The sequence below is a fragment of the Paenibacillus eucommiae genome (assembly GCF_017874215.1).
GTDB lineage: Bacteria > Bacillota > Bacilli > Paenibacillales > NBRC-103111 > Paenibacillus_AI > Paenibacillus_AI eucommiae.
Genome location: NZ_JAGGLB010000033.1, coordinates 65066 through 83935 on the forward strand (window position 1 = coordinate 65066; position 18870 = coordinate 83935).

The 18870-nt window shown below is 45.3% G+C and carries 9 protein-coding genes; 2 read left to right on the forward strand and 7 right to left on the reverse strand.

Annotated features, from left to right (window positions below):
* Positions 1–139: 139 nt before the first annotated feature.
* Both J2Z66_RS33720 and J2Z66_RS33725 read right to left on the reverse strand, forming a co-directional pair.
* Positions 140–5935: an S-layer homology domain-containing protein gene (locus J2Z66_RS33720; RefSeq protein WP_209977175.1), complete on the reverse strand. Its 5796-nt coding sequence runs from the start codon at positions 5933–5935 to the stop codon at positions 140–142.
* Between the two features lie 154 nt (positions 5936–6089).
* A complete protein-coding gene (locus J2Z66_RS33725; protein ID WP_209977176.1) occupies positions 6090–6992 on the reverse strand; it encodes an AraC family transcriptional regulator in 903 nt (300 codons plus the stop codon).
* Between the two features lie 88 nt (positions 6993–7080).
* Between J2Z66_RS33725 and J2Z66_RS33730 the strand changes: the two genes are divergently transcribed.
* Entirely contained in the window at positions 7081–7224 is a 144-nt protein-coding gene (locus J2Z66_RS33730) for a hypothetical protein (protein WP_245376048.1), read from the forward strand.
* 313 nt (positions 7225–7537) lie between these two features.
* On the opposite strand, the gene J2Z66_RS33735 is transcribed toward J2Z66_RS33730, so the two are convergent.
* The 4 genes from J2Z66_RS33735 to J2Z66_RS33750 all read right to left on the reverse strand — a co-directional run bounded on the left by J2Z66_RS33735 (position 7538) and on the right by J2Z66_RS33750 (position 13865).
* Positions 7538–10672 (reverse strand): glycosyl hydrolase, encoded by a 3135-nt coding sequence (locus J2Z66_RS33735; protein ID WP_209977177.1) that lies wholly within the window; start codon positions 10670–10672, stop codon positions 7538–7540.
* Positions 10673–10737: 65 nt separating this feature from the next.
* Positions 10738–11568, reverse strand: coding sequence for a carbohydrate ABC transporter permease (locus J2Z66_RS33740; protein ID WP_209977178.1), 831 nt, complete (start codon positions 11566–11568; stop codon positions 10738–10740).
* The gene (locus J2Z66_RS33745; protein ID WP_209977179.1) at positions 11561–12439 is read right to left on the reverse strand and encodes a carbohydrate ABC transporter permease; all 879 of its coding nucleotides are present in this window, start codon (positions 12437–12439) and stop codon (positions 11561–11563) included. Before J2Z66_RS33745 ends, J2Z66_RS33740 begins: the two co-directional genes overlap by 8 nt.
* A 109-nt stretch (positions 12440–12548) precedes the next feature.
* Entirely contained in the window at positions 12549–13865 is a 1317-nt protein-coding gene (locus tag J2Z66_RS33750; protein WP_245376049.1) for an ABC transporter substrate-binding protein, read from the reverse strand.
* A 925-nt stretch (positions 13866–14790) separates the two neighbouring features.
* Between J2Z66_RS33750 and J2Z66_RS33755 the strand changes: the two genes are divergently transcribed.
* Positions 14791–15648: an AraC family transcriptional regulator gene (locus J2Z66_RS33755; RefSeq protein ID WP_209977180.1), complete on the forward strand. Its 858-nt coding sequence runs from the start codon at positions 14791–14793 to the stop codon at positions 15646–15648.
* 4 nt (positions 15649–15652) lie between these two features.
* Here J2Z66_RS33755 and J2Z66_RS33760 read toward each other — a convergent pair whose 3' ends face one another.
* Entirely contained in the window at positions 15653–18841 is a 3189-nt protein-coding gene (locus J2Z66_RS33760; protein ID WP_209977181.1) for a carbohydrate binding domain-containing protein, read from the reverse strand.
* Positions 18842–18870: the final 29 nt, after the last annotated feature.

Genomic DNA, 18870 nt, shown 5'->3' on the forward strand with positions numbered 1-18870 from the left:
CATAGTTGAAGTCCACCTGTGAGCATAGAAGGCTATTTGCCAACCTTGCAATTCCTCCTTTTCCCATATCAAAAAACCATCCTCGCAAACAAGGTTGGTTTTTTGATATGAATGAGTAGGCAAACATTACTTTGAACGTTTACAAGCTATTCCTTGCAGTCATCAGTACTTTAATCGCCTCTGCACGAGTGGCCGTTTCATTCGGTGCAAACTGATTACCACTTCTGCCTGAAATCAACCCTTCGTTAAATGCCCCTTGTACATATGCCTTCGCCCAAGCTGGAATCGCGCGATCATCGTTGAACGAAGTCACAGATGCTTCTGGCAAGGTTATCTGTAGTGCTCTCATCACCATTGTCACCATCTCTGTACGCGAAATCGCTGCATTCGGACGGAAAGTCTGATCAGCATACCCATTCACAATCCCTGCTTCTAGTGCTTGCGCAACCGCTGACTGCGCCCATACGCCAATACTTGCATCATCCTTAAAGTTCAGCGTAGTGCCAGATCCTTGTAGTCCTAATGCTCTCGTTAACATGACGACGAACTCTGCTCTCGTCACTTCTGCATTCGGTTTAAACGTCGAATCCAAATAACCGCGTACAATATCAAGCGCCGCAGCCTCACGGATATAAGCCTCTGCCCAATGATTCGTAATGTCTGTCAGCACAAGGCTTGGATTCACTGCGAATACGGCAAATTTACCGAGTTGGTCTACGACCGCACTGATTTGATTGTTCTCTAATACAACACTTGTCACTTCAACCCACTGACCTGTGGACGCATCATAAGTGAAAATAACAGGCTTCTCAAATGCACGAAGTTTGCTCGCATCGTAGGTAAGTGTAACCGTCACAGACTTATCAAAAGGTTCCTTAAAATTTTTAACAATATCAAATACCGGGCTGACTAACGGTTGATAAGCCTGCGCCAAGCCACTAAGATCCGATACACGTTGAATCATCATCTTTAACGCTTGATTCGTTGCACCTGAAGGGATCGTCACGACAATTTCCCCTTCAATGCCTGCGCGACCACCTGCCCCCGGCTCTAAGACTAGTTCCGCTTCAACACCTGCTTCAGGTTCAACTGGCGGCTGTACGATACTGCCTCCACCATTACCGCCGCTCGATGCCAACATGTGTACAATTAACCGTGGACCGTCCATACTCAACTGATCGTCAGCATCGACTGCTTCAACGCCGAACGTATAGCTTGTGCTTGGTGTCAAGTCCGTTACCGTGTATTGAGTCACTGAGCCTGCAACCTGCGCCACCTGCTGGTCATTTCGATAAATCCTATAGCCCGTTACGCCTGTTAAATCATCCGCACCAGACCATGTCAACGTCACACTTGAGGATGTGATGTTCGTAGCAGTCAAGCTGCCATCCGTCCAGAAAGGCAGTTCTGGATCCACAATCAGCGCCTTGCTAAAGTCCACAATGGCTTGACGTAAAGCCGCAAGACCTTGCTTACGTTCAACTGCAGTACCTTCCTGCAGAAGCAACGCTGCATCCTCAATCGCCTGGGTCAAAGCCGCCATACTACCAACCGGATATTGCCCTGGCTCTGTCCCTTCAACAACCCCGGCTAGCGTACCTTCCGCCTTCGCAATAAGGACATTCAATTGACCTTGATAGACGGCCGCCTCATTGCTGCTGCTATTGGCAATTCGAATCTCATCGATTTGAATGGAGCCCGAATCACCCCCGCCTGCAAAACCAACTTTCAGATTTTTCAAGGTTCCTGTCCAACCAGCTGTAGCAGAAAGATCAACGACATAAGTCGTATAAGCTGCTGTGTCATTCGCAACAAGAGAGAAATCGACCCGCTTCTCATTATTCCAGACGGCATCTGTCTTTGTCGTAAATGACAATTGCCCGTCCGAACGATTCGAATTGTTCTTAATGACAAGCTCGACGCGCTTATTATTGCTAATATCAATGCCTAGTTCGTTCGTATTCGTAACTTCGGCCAATTGTGTGCCCGTGAGCTTTGCATTGTAAGCGCCGTCAACCGTCACATTCGTTAACCCGCCACTCGCTGCCCAGCCTTCTTCATCGACGGAGAAGCGCCATACTTTCGCAGGGGTATCTGTAATACGCACATAATCGATACTGAAAGTACCTCTTTCTACATCTGCACTTGGTACGATGCGCAATTGCTTCAACGTACCGTCCCAGCCTGCTACGCCAGAGAGATCAAGCACGTATTCTCTTTCCTTACGATCATGCGGTACAAGGGCAAAAGGAAGTGACTTCGCCTCATCCCATACGGCGTCATCTGTCGTTGTGAAATAAATTTGCCCCATCGCACTTTCCGTGCCATTACGCATCTTAAGCTTGATCACAGCATGATTACTGATATCCGTATTCAAATCATCTGCCGACGTAAGCGCTGGACTATCGCCTGTCACCTTCCCATTCAAGCTGCCAAAGCTCACACGTGAAGCGCTGATCTCATTATTGGCCATCCAGCCCTCTGTATCCGCGTTTGTGGAGAATTCCCACTCCTTCACGGGCGGTCCAGCATCATAAGGATACGCTAGCGCGAACAGCTTGCCTTCTCCCGGCAAGAACGAGGCCGAAAGCTCGCCTGTCGAATCATCATAATTCGTCGTCACCCTCTCGCCGGTTTCTTTAGAAACTTCATAAACTGCTTCAACTTCCTGATCGATGTCGAACGTGTAGGACTGCGTATGCGCATAGTCTTTATTGACGACCATTACATACTTACGCCCTTCTGAATCCAAGAAGTAGGAGAGGATGACTTGATCCATGTTAGACACAGGCTGCCAGAAAAAGTCTACCGGTACACTTAATGTCCCCCGCGGCATATCTCCTGCGTGATATATACTTTGTGAGGTTAAATCCATTAATGTAGGTCCCAGCGCCAATACTTCATTGTTCAATCCTTGCACAATCGGATACAGTGGCGATGGTGTACCATCTGCTTTTATAATCGCATCTGTGTGTCCCTCAATCGTTGCCCAAATATAATATTGCAACGATTTCATCCCATAGGCCAAGGAATTGTACACATTGTAACGCAGCTCCGCTTCATTAGGCAGTCTGAGCCCGCCCGGTATACCGACGGATTGCATGTAGAACTGCATCGGAATATTCTGATGAACTGCAGCGTCTCTCATCATTTCTAGATTAGCGAAATAATCTGCGTTGAATGACCCTTCCGTAATCGAATAGGGATAGTTGTCCACACTCAGGTAACTTAGATTATCAGCTCCTACTTCCCTAATAAACGCATCTACATAATCTTGATAAGTCGAGTAGAACACCGTTCTAAAATACAAATCATAATCCTGTGCGATACCATTGTTATACGCAGTCCCCTCTGCATAAGCATCAGCGGTCGAACCACTTACCCATACGTCCCCACTACCATTTTGCGTGAGTTCAAAATAATAGGAAGTACTCGGTTCCAATTTGGCATCTACATAAAATTTCGGATAATTACCACTATTGCTTTTCGAAAGCTTCGCCTGTCCAACGATTTGCTTCTTCGCTGTACCCTCATAGAGCGTCAAAGTTACATCACCATTGGCAGCCCATTTTGCTTCATCCATTGCAACTTCGATATATGCTAGTCGTCGATCAATTTGACTCGGGGTTGTGAAGGTTTGACCGACACTTTTGGACACATGACGACCGTTAACCATGCCCCATTCCGTTCTCCAACCCTCTGTATTTTGCGAAAAATACCATGCTTTTGTCGCATCTGGCATCAAGTGAATATAATCGATACTGAATGTACCAGACGTCGCCTCAACATTCGGATCGAACCTTAACTGCTTAATCGTACCCGTCCACCCTGGTATATAGGACATATCTACGATATATTCACGATAGACCGGATCATTTGGAAGAATATCGAAATTCAGAACCTTCGTCCCACTATAGGTCGGATCACTATTCGTTGTAAAAAAGACTTGTGCAAGCGCACTATTCGTTTCATTCTTCAAGCGGACTTTCACAAGTTTGACCTTACTTGCATCCAAATTCAAATTGTCCGGCGAATAAAGACTCGGATCACCGCCCGTAACTTCACCTTGATAAGCACCATCAGTGATGCTCACATTCGTAATCTGCTCATTAGGTTGCCAACCTTCAACCTCCGAAGTGAAATTCCACTCCTTGCCAGCTGGCATGATTTTCACATAATCAACACTCATTGTACCGCTCGTTCCACCAAACTGACCAATCCGTAGCTCCTTAAGCGTGCCAGTCCATGTGGACAGGTAGGACATATCAAAAACATATTCCGAATAATCTGTATCATTAGGTTTTATATAGAATGAGTGATATTTCTCTTCATCATAATTCGGATCTTCTGTGGTTATGAAGAAGAGTTGTCCGATGTCACCTGCTGTGTCATTCTTCACCCGGATACGTACTTGCTTATTCGTCGACAGGTCGATCCCGAGGTTATCAGGGGAAAACATAACGGGAGCTTCACCCACTACATCCCCATCGAATGTTCCATCTCCTACAGCAATTTCATTGCGTGATGTATCATATTGCCCCATTGCTGAAGCTTTCTCGAAAGGAATGTCCTCCGAATACACATTAAAGACAATATCCCAGTTTTGCTCAACACCAGCTACATAAGCAGCACCATCTGAATAGCGGCTAACCGTCGATGCCTGTATACTAGAAACGGAATTATCTCCGCCACCGTTATGGGCAAGCTCCCAATAATACGAGGTATCTGGTTCAACGTCTACGTTCAGTTCAAAAGTTGGATAATTCAAATTATTGCTTCTAGGCAGCATCTCACTAGCAATTAAATTGTTCTTCGCAGGGGAGTCATATAAGCTGAGTGTCAATTCTTCCCCTTCGTCCCAACTCCAGCTATCTAGATATACATCGATGGCTTTGATCTTCGAATTCCACTTTGGATTATAGAATGATTGACCAACGGGTTGCTCTTGCTTCACCACTGTGGCGTTACCACTCCACCACTGAAAGGAGCTTGCCGGACTATACTTCGTCCCGTTGTAGATGATGAAATAAAAGTCCTGATCGCTTAGCGAACTGCCATTCTCATAAGCGGTACCTTGTGCATACACATCCGTTGTTGCATGCTGCACTTGAGCAACCGTACTTGCTATCCCTTGATCATTGGTTAGCTCCCAATAATAAGCCGTATTCGGGGACACGCCTGCATGCAGTTGGAATCTCGGGTAATGACCGTTATTCGTATAGGCTAGTTTACTAGAAGCGAGCTTCGTTGTTTTCGCAGGAGAATCCCACAGCGAGAGCGTTAACAAGCCCGACACCCAAGATGCTTTCGGAATAAACAGTTCAATCGTATCAATAAAATGGGTATCCACATCTGTCATGAACGTTTGCCCTAAAGCATTCGCGCTAGAAACAGCCTTCGCAGCGCTGGATTGCTTTTGCGCAAACATCGGGTTAAGACTAATCCCCATATGAAGATCTGACGCATAATTCGGGAACAAATTAAGATATGGCTTACTTTCTGGATGTTCTTGGGCCATATAGTTATACGCATATGCGTAACCCCTAAACATGGACGCACTTGGTTCATCGCGCACAGAATAACCGCCTGTCGCTGGATGATCCTTATAACGTTTTGCTAACATGCTTAATTTGTCATCGGTTGTATTCCCCATACCGAAGTAATCCAAATCACCTACCGACACTCTTATATCTCGTTCATCGCTCAAATCGAGCATCTCGTTCATTTCTTGCTCTGTAAAACCGATACCGCCATGAATCCAGTTAATTCCAGCTTCTTGCAATAAATCATACTGTTCGTCATTGATGAAACCAGGTTGCGGCGGCACATACACACCAAGCAGCAACTGCTCGGCAGATACAGACGAGAGAGTCATAGACGTAATCAGACTCAGCGACAAGATTGCAGCTTGCACCTTGGACATTAATTTCTTCATCCGACATTTCTCCTTCAACATAAAATAAGGAGTATGCCCTGCTGATCACACAAAGGCATTCTCCCCATTATTGTATACGATTTCATTTTGTTGCTTCATTGTTCATTCAGACATTTTGTAGTCGATTCGGCCATCCCTAAAGCCATATCGCACACTAAACTTCTTGATTTTCGATTTTCAACCTACGAAGACGATATTTACCTGGCGAACAACCCACATAACGTACAAATAATCGACTAAAGAAGGCGTGGTCATCATAACCTACCAAACCTGCGATCGTAATGATTTTTTCATCTGTCTCAATCAGTAAACTCTTTGCTTTATCGATCCGAATCCGATGTAATGTCTCAATGATACTTTGATTCGTTTCTAATTTGAAAATCCGATGCAATTGCCGCACACTTATTTTAAATAACGCAGCCAGTTGTTCAGCACCCATTCGCTGCTCGTAGTTTCGTTCCAGATAGCCAGAAATCCGTTTCACCAATAAAGTATGCTTATTTGTCTCCATCGTCTGTCTGCCATTTAGTTGCGCATGATAGATTCGACTTAAGAGAATTAACAGTTCAATCATTTTGATTCGCAGAATGACTTCAAATCCTGGATCACGATAATTATTCTCCTGAAGCATAGCCTCTAGTAAGGTAAGTACAACGTCCGCAATGCGCCCTTTTAAGTTAATACGATGATGAAACCGTTCCTCATGATCCAAAAAAGGATGAACAAAAAAGTAGTCCATTGTCTGGGTAATGCCCATCTCATGCAGCAGCGTGTCATGGATCAGGCTTGACCAGAATAAGCAATTAATGACTTCGAGCTTACCGCCTTCCTCCACGGTATACCCATGTGACTCACCAGGATTAATGATGAACACATCGCCCGTTTCTACCTCATAGGCCGTACCCTCAAACGTATGCTGTCCACGACCACTTGTCACGTACACAAGCTCTATAAAATCATGAATATGTGTAAAAGTTACTCCCCCTTCATGGATGTAGCGATGAATCCAAAATGGAAAGTCTGCGTTCATGAAATTTTTACTTTCGAGCTGCTTCATTAGACGTCCACCTCTAATGTATTTACATTGGATTATAGCATATCCTTTGAGTTACCGCTCAGGTCTCACCAAATTCGGGATTTTTTTTTTGCTTTCATATCAAAACTATTTGGGGAAACTGCTGGAGTACAGCATTCAAGGCCTGGTCATTAACAGGATTACTGGGGAATCACCGACTGTCTTGGGAGAAGAGCGCTTCCTGCAAATCTCAAATCTGCAGTTTTTCTACTAGCAATTGCCCATTTGATCGCTCTAGACTGCTAATTCCTGCAAAAGTGCAGCTTTTCAGCCCATCGCCTGCATCAATTGTAAATAATGAAAAATTAATGTAATTTTGCAGAAATTCGCGTCATTTGAGCTTGAATTACTTGAAAAATATGTAAAATTGCAACAATTGTAGTTAAAGGTCCTGAGTAGTAACTATATTTGCAGAAATTCCTTTTACCTGGTTATACAGCGCCCAAAAGATGTACAGTTGCGTTTTTTGGGCCTGTAAACCGGTGTTGGACTTTGAGCCTCCTTTATTTCAACCGATTAAGGCAGGCTCAATGTCTCGTCAAGGAAATTGCACCGCGAATCCCTGCTCGTTTCCGGTTGCCTTCAAAGAAGGTAATCGGGCTGTTGGCCACCTCGAAGGTGATCCGATTCTCACCGCTTTTCAAACTGTTCGTCACATTCCATGCAAATGGCTCACACAATCGTGTCCCCTGCTCCACTCCATTGATGAACAGACGCGCCACATCATTCACTTCAGCTGCTTGAAGCCATATGGAGCTGGTTCCCCCAGTTCCACCGGTCCCGCCTGCTCCCTTCAACCACTCCTCCTGAAGCGTAATGTCTTTGATATATGTCATTGTCCCTGCATAATGCGGAAACCCCAGATCGTCCCAGCTATCGAGCTCGGATAAATGTCCTGTCTGCGGCTCATACGATAGCTGCCCTGGCGGAAATCCCGTATATGGAAACGAAACCGTGAAATCACCATACAATCGGAACGGCTCCTTTAACTGGCCACCACTCGAAAATCGAACTTCGACTATATTTATTTGCCTGCCGTTTCCTTTGTGCAAAAATGGCGTAATGTCAACTTCAAAGTTATTGACGTCATAACGCCGCACCTTTTGAGCTGGTTGAAGCAGCTGTCCGTTGACTGCAACGCAGCAGTCTCCTTCCCAGGCTGACAGCTCATAGACCAAATACGTCGGTCCCGGAGTGCCACGGGTATAAAACCTGCAGTAGCCATAGCCTTCTTTTTCAAAAATAGGACCTGGATTCTCAATCATATTCACAACTGGAGCCGCTGTTATCCCTTCTTCTCCCTGTGGAGCTGTTTCCCGGAAATGCCAATGAGAAAGATTCAGCACATTATCCGCATTCGGCTTCATTTGCCAATTGCGAGACAAATCGAGCGTTGAACTGAATTCTGAATGGTGCACGGAATTGAGCGTCATACCATCCGAAGTCCAATGCCCGGCAGCAACGATCACTTCCAGTCGATCCGGATGCACATCAACAAGCATTGAGCCATTTGGCGGCAGCTTCATTCGGAGCTCATCCTTGCATATATCGCAGGATGGATGCTTCAGCAGAGTCCACTGTGTTTCGTCCAGCGCATTCGTAAACATCATTCGTTGAACGGAGTCTACTTTACGCGCCTGTACATATACTTTTGCTGGTTCCATAAGCCCGGTTCCATCAGGCAGACAGCGCCAAAGTATAATGTCCCTGGTAATCTTCTCATTTAACGCAGTGACAATGTGCTCCATCTCCACAACTTTTGTCCAACTTACATCAAGACCATCATGATGATCATGATCACCATTAATATCCAAGGCTGCGCCAAACTGCTTTTCACCTTCAGACGCTACATCCAAAGTTTCCTCAAATCGCACCCTTCCTTCAGACGCCAAATCCAAAGCTTCCTCAAACCGCACCTCACCTTCAGACGCAATAACTACTGGGCTCTCTCCCACGCGCCAAACAGCAACGCCTTGATGTGCCAAAGCTTCACAAAAACGAGCCGCTCCACTTTCCAAAACATCGGAATATGGCAGCAGCAGCAAATCATAGTTGTTGCTTACCCCTTGCAGCTGGCCGTCCTTCACACTCATCTCCAGCAATGTCTGTTCATCAACAAGGTCAAAATCCCATTGATTGCTGAGCAGCTCATGCAGCAAAGCGCCCAGCTTGCGGCGCAGCTCGTCAGCTTCTTCGAACCGGTCTGGAATCAGCGCGCTAAACGCAGCTTGCGGATAATAAACGAGCAGCCTGCAGCGAGGCTCCCCTTCCTTCAACAAAGCGGACATGCGCAATATATATTCCGAAAACTCGCCAAAATAAGGCCAATGACTGGACTGATAAAAGTAGGAAGGCGGCGCTTCCTTTTTACGAAGCCCGTCAATCGAGTAAAATTGGCCGTGAACGACCACTTCGGTTACGCCCATGACGAACAGCCAATCGGCCATTTTGATCATCGATTTAAAATCGGTTTCCCAGCCATTCGCTCCATAAGCTTCAACCAGCGACTCGCGCTTCCCTGTATGATGCGCCGCTGAGCTTGCCATCTTCGGCCCCAAATGCAGCAGCGGATATTCGGTGCTGCCGATTTGCCCTGCGATAAGATCCGTGCCTGGAAGATGGAAGCCTTTTAACAAAGAAAGCAAATGAGGCGTCCATTTCGTCTGGCCGACAGGGTCTTCCTCGGGACTAATGTGGCCGGTCATGATCAGATTGTTCTCCTGGCACCATTTGACGACCGGATCGATAAACGATGACTTCAAGAGCTTGCTTAGCGCAAGCCTGTAATCATAGCGAACTTGTGCTGTACTATCATCGATGGTGAGAAACAGATCAGGAAGCCTGTCTTCAATCTCATACCCGAACTGCTCGCGGAAAAAAGGGCTTAAAACCGGTGACCAAGCCACATCATGGATGACTTTAAATTCATCGGTGAATATCCCGGGGATCACACCTCCGAATAAATGCTTGTAACGTTTCGCATACTTTTCATGGGTAAGCTCAATAAAATAGCGGGTCGCGTCGGGATTCATCAAATCCGTATAAGAACCCCAGCAGCCTGAAGTCAGCTCCCGTTCCACAAAAGCGCATACCATCCACTCCCCTTCAGGAAGCACGCAATCAACGCGAAAGTGAGGTTGTATCGTGCCCGAGCGCCAATGCGGATTGCCCGAATCCCCATACGGCGGGTAGTAAATGCCATGATTCACATACCCTGATATCCATTCACTACGCATCAGTCCGGTATGAGCTGTCAAATCGAGCCAATCCCTGCTGAGCCCGTTATGCGTACGGGGAATAGCTACTGTCTTTAAGAACCGGCCTGGGGTGAAATCGAGCTTCACTCTCCCGCCCTGGACTTCAAACTTCTCCATCGTCAGATACCGTGCTTTATACTCCGGCTTATCGAAAAAAACCTGCCCGCCAGCAGCACCGCTCGGAAAAGGCTCCTCGTCGTAAAGCCACGCTTGCAGGCCAATACGCTCGCAATGCTCCAAAATAACGGTGACTTTTGCAAACCATAATTCAGTCGCATACGGCACATTAAGACCATCCCGCGGATGAATGAAAATACCCGTGAACTTCTTTGCTTTCATTTCATCAAGCTGCCATCGCAGCTCATCATCTTCCAGATCATGATTCAAAAACCAAAATGATAGCATACGCTCTCCTCATTTCTCATACTCTCTTCTCATGCCCAAGCTCATTCCAACTCACATTCAATTACTCACCCTTTTAACCCGCTCGAAGCGATCCCCTCAACGAATTGCTTTTGGGCGAATAAAAAGACAATAACGACAGGCAGCGTAACAATAACGGCACCAGCCATCAGAATTTGCGGCTCTATCCCCGTATCACTTGTCAGGAATAATAACCCGAGCGGCAGTGTAAACAATTTCTTGTCATGCAAATATAATAACGGGCCTATTGTATTGCTCCACGCTGCCATGAACGTAAACACGGCAAGTGCGGATAGTACGGTGCGTGAAATCGGGAAATAAATGCGCCATAACGTGGTCCAAGGCCCACTACCGTCAATGGCCGCCGCTTCGAACAGCTCTCTGGGTGTGCTTTTATAGAACTGATGCAGTAAAAAAATACCGAAAGCACCACCCAAAAAGCTGGGAGCGATGAGCGGTATATAGGTGTCCAAAGCGGCAAACGATTTCCATATGAAATACCCTGGAATCATCGTAATTTGAAACGGCAGCATAAGCGTGGATAGCATGGCTATATAAAGAAACTTTTTTAGCTTAAAATCAAACATAGCCAGCCCGAATGCAACCATGGAGCACGAGAGGACCATTCCGGCGATATCAAGGATAACGATAAAGAAACTGTTCAGCGTATACCTCGCGAAATCAACTTTGAACCATACCGTCTCATAATTGCTCCAGACAAACGGGTTCGGAATCCATTGTGGAGGTATTTGCGTAACATTCCCACCGGACTTCAAGGAGGTGGCAACCATCCAATAGAAGGGAAGGAACATGGCCAGACCTCCTACAATCAGCAAAACATGAATGAAGAAATTTTTCAAGTTATATCGCTTAATCATAATGAACCCACCTCTTCTCAAACTGCTTTTGCACCAGAGTAACCGTCAAAATCAAAATAAACAGCACCCAGGCCATGGCAGATGCAGAGCCCATCCTGAAGTTTTGGAAAGCATCTCGGAAAATTAAAATGTTCGGCGTCAATCGCTGATCAGGTACAAGATGTGGTGCCTCAAACATGACCAGAAAAACATCAAAGGCTTGGAAGGAGGAAATGGTCGATAAAATTAAAACCAGAAAAATCATCGGGGACACAATCGGGAACACAATGTGCCAGAACATATCCAGTCGCTTCGCCCCCTCCAGGGAGGCGGCTTCATAAAGATCTTTGGGCACACCTTGCAGCGCAGCCAGCAGGATGATCATGGAGGAGCCGATCCCCTTCCATACGTTCACTAGCGCAATGCTTGCAATCGGAACCGACCAGTGACTGCTGTCCAGCCAATCGATAGGCGCTATATCCATTATACTCAGTACATAATTAAACAAACCGTACGTTTTGTTCATCATCCAACTCCACATCATGCCCCCGGCAAGCCAAGGCGTGACGACAGGAAGGAAAAAGAGCAACCGGTAGAAGGATTTGGCGCGAATAGACTGATTTAAAAAGTAAGCAAGTACGAGTGCAATGATCGTTTGCAGCGGAACAAACAGGACAGTGAAAAACAATATATTGCGAATGGAAAACCAGAATGCTTCATTATTCCAAAGTATTGTCCAGTTTTTCATCCCGATCCAGTTAGGGGCATTGAACATATCCCATTGCGTAAAGGTCAAATAGAAGGAGAATACAAAAGGAAATGCGAAAAACACGAAAAAATGGATAGTAAACGGCAACGTGAGGATATAGCCCCAGTGTCCCTGTTTGTTCAATTTTGATTCCTCCCGGCAAAAAATGATCATGAAAATGCTGATCAAATTGAATATCAAAATAATGATGGCGGAGCCCTCTGCAGGGACTCTCCGCCATGTTTAAACGAATTTAATTGTTTTGATCCAATACAGCTTGGACTTTCTCTTGAATTTTCTTCATACCCTCTTCAGGCGAAAGCTTTTGGTTGAAAATATCGGAGTAGATCGGTTGGGCAGCGGTTCTCCATTCATTCCAAACCGGATTTTCATCTGTAGTTGCACCCGCTTGATCGACGCCCTCGCTAAATGCCTTTTTGTTTTTTGGATTCACATTTGTATCCAGTGCAGAGATTGCAGCTTTATTAACGGGTAATGAACTGCCGCTTTCTGCAAGCTGAGTTTGCGCTTCAACACCTAAGTAGTACTTAAGGAATTCCCATGCAGCCTCTTTGCTATCTTGCTTGGCTTTGGAGAAAATCATCCATGTATTCGAAATATTTGGCACTATGCGCTTGCCATCTGTACCTTTCGGCATCATCACTGTATCGTAATCCAACGTTCCAAAATCTTTATTAATAATAACTTGATTGCTGTACTGCATGAAGAACATCGCCGCTTTGCCGGATCCGAACACTTTCCATTCGCCTCCTGCAGCACTCAAGAAGTCCAAGTTCGGCGCAGTGCCTTCCTTCACAAGGTTTGCCCACGTTGTTACAGCAGCAATGGATTTAGGATCGGTAAACATCGCTTTTGACTTCGTATCATCGAGGACCTGTCCGCCTTGAGAGCGCGTCCACGGATACCAGCCTTGGGTAATCCCATATGAAGCAGCAAACCCATATTGATCTGGCTTCGTTAGCTTCTTGGCTGCTTCAATCATGTCGTCGTACGTCCAGTCATCGGTTGGCAGCGGAACCCCGGCGTCTGCAAATATTTGCTTATTGTAAGCAAGCGCTACAGGATTGAGTCCGTGCGGGATGCCGTATACTTTGCCATCTGTTGCTTTAGCTGCATACAGACCTGAACTGTAGTCTTCAGCCTTAAGATCCTTCTCGATATAAGGAGTCAGATCCTCGGCAACGCCGCGTTTGCCATATCCAAGAATAATGGCGTTTTCTTGAAACCAAATATCAGGCGCGGTTCCGCCAGCGATTTCTGTCGTAATCTTCGTTGAGAAATCCTCCCAAGGAGCTTCGACAATCTCCGTTTGGATATTCGGGAATTTCGCGATAAAGTCATCGATAATTTCCTTCTTCGTAACGTCATAGCCGCCGGGCAGACCAATCTTCAGCTTCATTTCTTTCGGAGCAGCAGAAGCTTCAGCCCCTTTGGTTGCTTCAGGTGCTTTAGTGCCTTCCGGCGATTTGGAACCCCCATTGCTGCTTCCGCAAGCTGCGAGTGAAAGCGATAACACGGCTGTCATACATATGGTTAAAATTTTCTTCAAAATAAACCCTCCTTTTTTTTAAGGCTCAACACCACAATCAGTGCTTGACAAATAAATGGATAGCTAAAACTGGAAAAACATCTGCCAATCCTGTACGGTTAAAAGTCCTACCCAACAACAAAAGAGGAATAGACCGATGCAGAATCCGTATATCACAACGACGGAAGATATCTTCCAGATACGGAAAGGACCTGTCTCTAACGGTCACCGCTGACCTTTATAGGCTGCTTTTTACATATTCACGATTCTAGTGGACATCCGCGACCATTAGAAGGCGGTTTCCCCACAATCGTCCCCTTTTCAGCCTGTAAGGGGCATCCGTGACCGTTACAATCTCATTTCGCTGCATTTCCGCTTCTAACGGACTTCGGTGACCATTAGCGCACGTGTTACCCTCGCCGATAAGCTGGCATTTTCGTAGCATTTAACCGCCATCGAATGTTAGCTGGACTGTCAAGCACTGATTATTAGGTTGAGCCTTTTTTAATTGCGAAATGAACAAAAACAAATGAAAATGAACAAATAGAATGACATAAATAGAATGACACAAACGATATGGTAATCGATTTCTTTTCACAACAAACTATAGTCCACCGCTCTCTTCTAGCCTTCCATGTGGAAGATCTAATCAAGCAGCAGCACAAGCAGCAGCACAAGCATCACCTCCGCCTTGTAACTATGCGCTGTTTCATTCTTTCTTCATCTTAATCGATTATGGGTCAGCATATATAAGTTGATATTAGCATTTTTAGGTGCTGATTTTACCATGATCCCATTGAGGTTAGAAATCGTGTAAACATACTTCTTTACTATTTTCATAGATTGTCTTACAGTAAAGGCAAGCACTTTCGGAGCATGATCTTTCATTACTTAGAAAGCATTCATACTTTTTTAGTCCCAAAATCATTGAAGCAAGAGGTGCAAGATGAACCCACGTGTGTATTTCAACAATACGAATATTTACTTTGATTCCGAGGTCGACATTTATGTGAACCGGTTTCATGAAAATTTTGATTCTCGTATGCACACTCACAACTTCCTGGAAATTAACTATATTGCTGAAGGATCGGGGTTTCATTACATCAATGAGGAAGTGCTGCCCGTCGTGAGCGGGGATATCTTTATAATTCCGGTAGGAACCGCCCATGTGTATCGTCCGGCATCGACACAAAGCAACGCCCCGCTTATTGTATACAATTGTGTCTTTCCTGCCGAACAATTGATGACCTGGTGTCAATCGATTCCTCACCCGTTTGACGGGGAGCGCATGTTTGCCCAGTCCACCCAGGATTATTATCGTTATCATGATAGTCAGCATGAAGCCAAAACTATTTTTGAACAACTGCACAAAGAGTTTCTTCAGCATCGGCTAGGATACAGAACGCTGCTGATCATGCGGGTGATTGAGCTGCTCATCCTCCTCTACCGCTTTGAAAATGATTCCTACGCGCAAGAGCTGCCTCCGGCCGCCCATCGCTTGGACACAGTCTTTTCATACATTAAAAAGAATTATCACCTGCCCTTAACGCTGGAGCAAATGGCCGCCATGGTGTATTTGAGCCCCAGTCATTTTCATCGCTTGTTCAAAAAAACGACCAGCCAAACGTTCATCGAATTTGTGCAAAATTTGCGCATGGAGGAAAGCTGCAAGCTGCTTCGAACTACCGCCTTAACGATCCAGGACATTGCCAATCACGTCGGTTACAACGACATGCAGTTTTTTCTTCGTTTGTTCAAAAAAAAAATGGGGGTTACCCCCCGCCAATACCGCAATAAAATTTAACCATTTATTGAAAATTTATATAACCCACATGGATTTTATCGCGATCTACAGTGTTATTAAGAGTACCCCAGAAGTTTTCGGTAACAACTATTTTGAAATACCGCTTTGTTACATCTGTAATGTCAATTGCGCGAACTTCATTGGCAGTATTCGTTCCCGGCACAACACCGTTAAAAACCAGTGTATCAAAAGTTGAGCCATCGTCCGTAGATCCAACAAATACCTGCACATGTTTAATATTGAGATTTGTCGCTGTATCCGGCCGGTTCTGAATCATCAGTTTTTGAACCGGTGTGGCCATACTGAGCGATAGTTTAATATCTACACTGCCTGAACTATTGAATTGCCTAAAACCATCGAATTGGGTCACTACAGTTGGAGATATAGGCAAGTAGTCAGCCTGCAGCTTATAAATATGAACCATATAAGGTGAAAATGTATCATTGAAAGCACTGCCGCTTATGGTCTTGGCTCTATTTTCATAAACAACATCGGCTGAGGCCTTATTCAACAAACCTCCACCAGAAAATGTGGCAGTAACCTCTTTGTTGGTTTTATTAACCGCGAATAAATAATCCGCACCATTATAACTTCGCAGTTTGAGGTCAATATCCGCAGAGGAAGCCGTTATCGTTTGCGGAACGCCAGCTGCACCGATCACATCCTTTAATAGTTCCAATTCCTGATTTAATACTTTGTACAAGGCCCATAGCTGGGGACTATCCACTGGCATATTCCACAAATATCCGCCTAGCCCATCTACATCTACGAGGGAGTAGAACGCTGTTGATTTCGCTCCGTGATTGATAGCGAGATAAGTCATTGCACGAGTCTCTTCCGGCAGTGGTTCTCTGGGCCAAGCAGCATACCTGCCAAAAGATTGGATCGTCGCGGCAACTGGTTTTCCAGTTGCGGCAGCAGCGTCTACTCGATTCCTTACATAAGTGTCCAGGTCAAAGTAGGGAACCGGATAGGGATCGCTATTTATCATATCTGTGGCCCCGTTATAGGTCCCATTGGTGATAGACTTCTTAAATGTTAATACAAAGGTTACAGGATGGCTGGTATCCAAGCTTTTAACCAGATTATAAGCTGCTTGCATATTGGCCGGGGAGACCCCGTTTCCATCCGGTTCATCGTTTAATACCCAATAGAGCAATGCGGGATGATTTTTAACTGTATTCACCGTATTCTCGATATAAGTGAGATCAACATTAGAAGTATCAAGGAAGAGGGCGGCTGATGCTTTCAAGCCCGCTGCTTGAGCCATATCGAGAACCTGTGTCATCGTATAGCCATCTCTTTCCGCAACCAGTACTGTGTTGAAGCCTCTGGCCTTAACGGCAGCGAAATTGGCTGGTCCTACATTATAAAGATTGCGGGTTATAAACGAATTTCCGTTAAGCAGCTCAGCCTTATTAGGGCTGAATGTTACGCTTGCTGTGTTTGGAAGCACTGGGTATGTGTAGGGATCTACTTTTTGTAATTCCTGAATTCCTGTAAACATTGTCACTCCATCCGTTTTCCTGATCAAATGAGCTTTATAAGTCGAATATCCGAGTGGAAGACCGGACAGAGCAAACGAATCTGTAAAGCTTGCGGTTGGTGAGGTATATTCCTTTGTAAAAACCGGAACTGTTCCTCCAAAGTCAAATCTTTCGATTTTTACTTTGTAATCCGATAATTGGCCTTTAGCCAGTGTGATGTCAAAATTAGCATTTACCGTAGTTTCATTGCTCCATTTATGCTTTTCAGTCAATTGAAAACGAAAGGGATCGGGCTCCTTCGATAAAATTGTGTTATCTATCCACACAGATCCGACCGCATCTTGACTCAGCAAAAAATAAGCTTGCACATAGGCCGTGTCAGCGGGAGCCACAAATACTTCCTCATTCATCTTCCAGCTGCTTAATAGTGCGGCATCATACCAGGCAAAAGATATGGATGTAACTCCATCAGGTTTGATATAACGTATTCCCATTTTCAAGCTGCCTGCAGTAAGCGTACTCTTCATTACCACTTGAAGCTTCATGCTTTCTCCTGCTTTGGCAGAAATCAGATTCGAATCCGCGACAACATTCCAGGGTTGAGTGCTATTACCTACTAATTTAAAAGATTTTGACCCCTCATAATAAGTGGTTGTATCTATCACTCCCTCTAGTGAACTCCAGCCATCGTAGTTGTTCTCAAACCCGGGATTTATTAATACATTTTGAGACTGCCAGACCACATCGTCGATCCATACACTTCCGGTCGCATGTTGACTGATCCAGAAATAGATTTGAATAGACTTTGTCCCGGCAGGTGTTCTCGCTTTTAGAACCGTTTGATGCCAGTTACTTGAATTTGCAGCCGTGACCCAATCGTAAGAAATTGACGTTCCGGTGGCATCTATGTAGCGCAAGCCCATTTGAAAAGTGCCCGAAGTGATCGTATCTTTACTGAATGCCTTCAAAATAAACTCTTGATTTTCATTACTAGGCAGAGCTGCTGTCGTACTGATTACATTAAAGGTATGTGAGGAACCAGCCATTTTAGCAGATTTGGAGCCCGTTCTAGCGGTGGAAGCGTCATACACAATTGCCGGTCCAGACCAGCTCCCGTTATTTAACTCGAATCCTGGATCGGATGCTAAATTATCTGTACTTAACTGCAAGTCATCTATCCATGCTGTCCCCACTGTATCTGAAGGCATCCAAATATAGATTTGAACGTTTGTTGCATGCCTAGGAGCTGTAAAAGTATCTCCCTGTCTCGTCCAATTACTTGAGTGGCCAGCAGGATGCCACAAATATTGAACAGTCCCATCACTTGCATTGGAAAATCTCAGCCCTATCATCAAGGAAGAAGCCGTTATCGTATCCTTGATGTAGGCATCCAGACGAAAGCTTTGCCCTTCAACAGCCTTCATTCGTGTACCTGAAGCAACTACATTCCATTCGTTTTGTGAATCAGCAGCAATTTTGACACTTTTGGAACCGCTGTGTGCCGCAGCCGCGTCCACAACTGCAGTCCCGTTGACAGCCCACCCCGTCCAATTGGATTCGAATCCGGGATTTGTTTGTAAATTCTCATAAGACTGGGCCCTAACAGGCTGCTGTAAGACAGGCAGCAAACTAAGTAAACCTAGAACAAGCATGGCTGGCACCCATAGGGTCATTACTATTTTTACTTTTATTAATCCTTTTGACATCATCAAAACCTCCTTCATTGTTTTCATTA

What these genes read in the sequence shown, in the direction of transcription:
- J2Z66_RS33720 (WP_209977175.1), bottom strand. Translation starts at nt 5,935, where the DNA reads ATGAAGAAATTAATGTCCAAGGTGCAAGCTGCAATCTTGTCGCTGAGT.
- J2Z66_RS33725 (WP_209977176.1), bottom strand. Translation starts at nt 6,992, where the DNA reads ATGAAGCAGCTCGAAAGTAAAAATTTCATGAACGCAGACTTTCCATTT.
- J2Z66_RS33735 (WP_209977177.1), bottom strand. Translation starts at nt 10,672, where the DNA reads ATGCTATCATTTTGGTTTTTGAATCATGATCTGGAAGATGATGAGCTG.
- J2Z66_RS33740 (WP_209977178.1), bottom strand. Translation starts at nt 11,568, where the DNA reads ATGATTAAGCGATATAACTTGAAAAATTTCTTCATTCATGTTTTGCTG.
- J2Z66_RS33755 (WP_209977180.1), top strand. Translation starts at nt 14,791, where the DNA reads ATGAACCCACGTGTGTATTTCAACAATACGAATATTTACTTTGATTCC.
- J2Z66_RS33760 (WP_209977181.1), bottom strand. Translation starts at nt 18,841, where the DNA reads ATGTCAAAAGGATTAATAAAAGTAAAAATAGTAATGACCCTATGGGTG.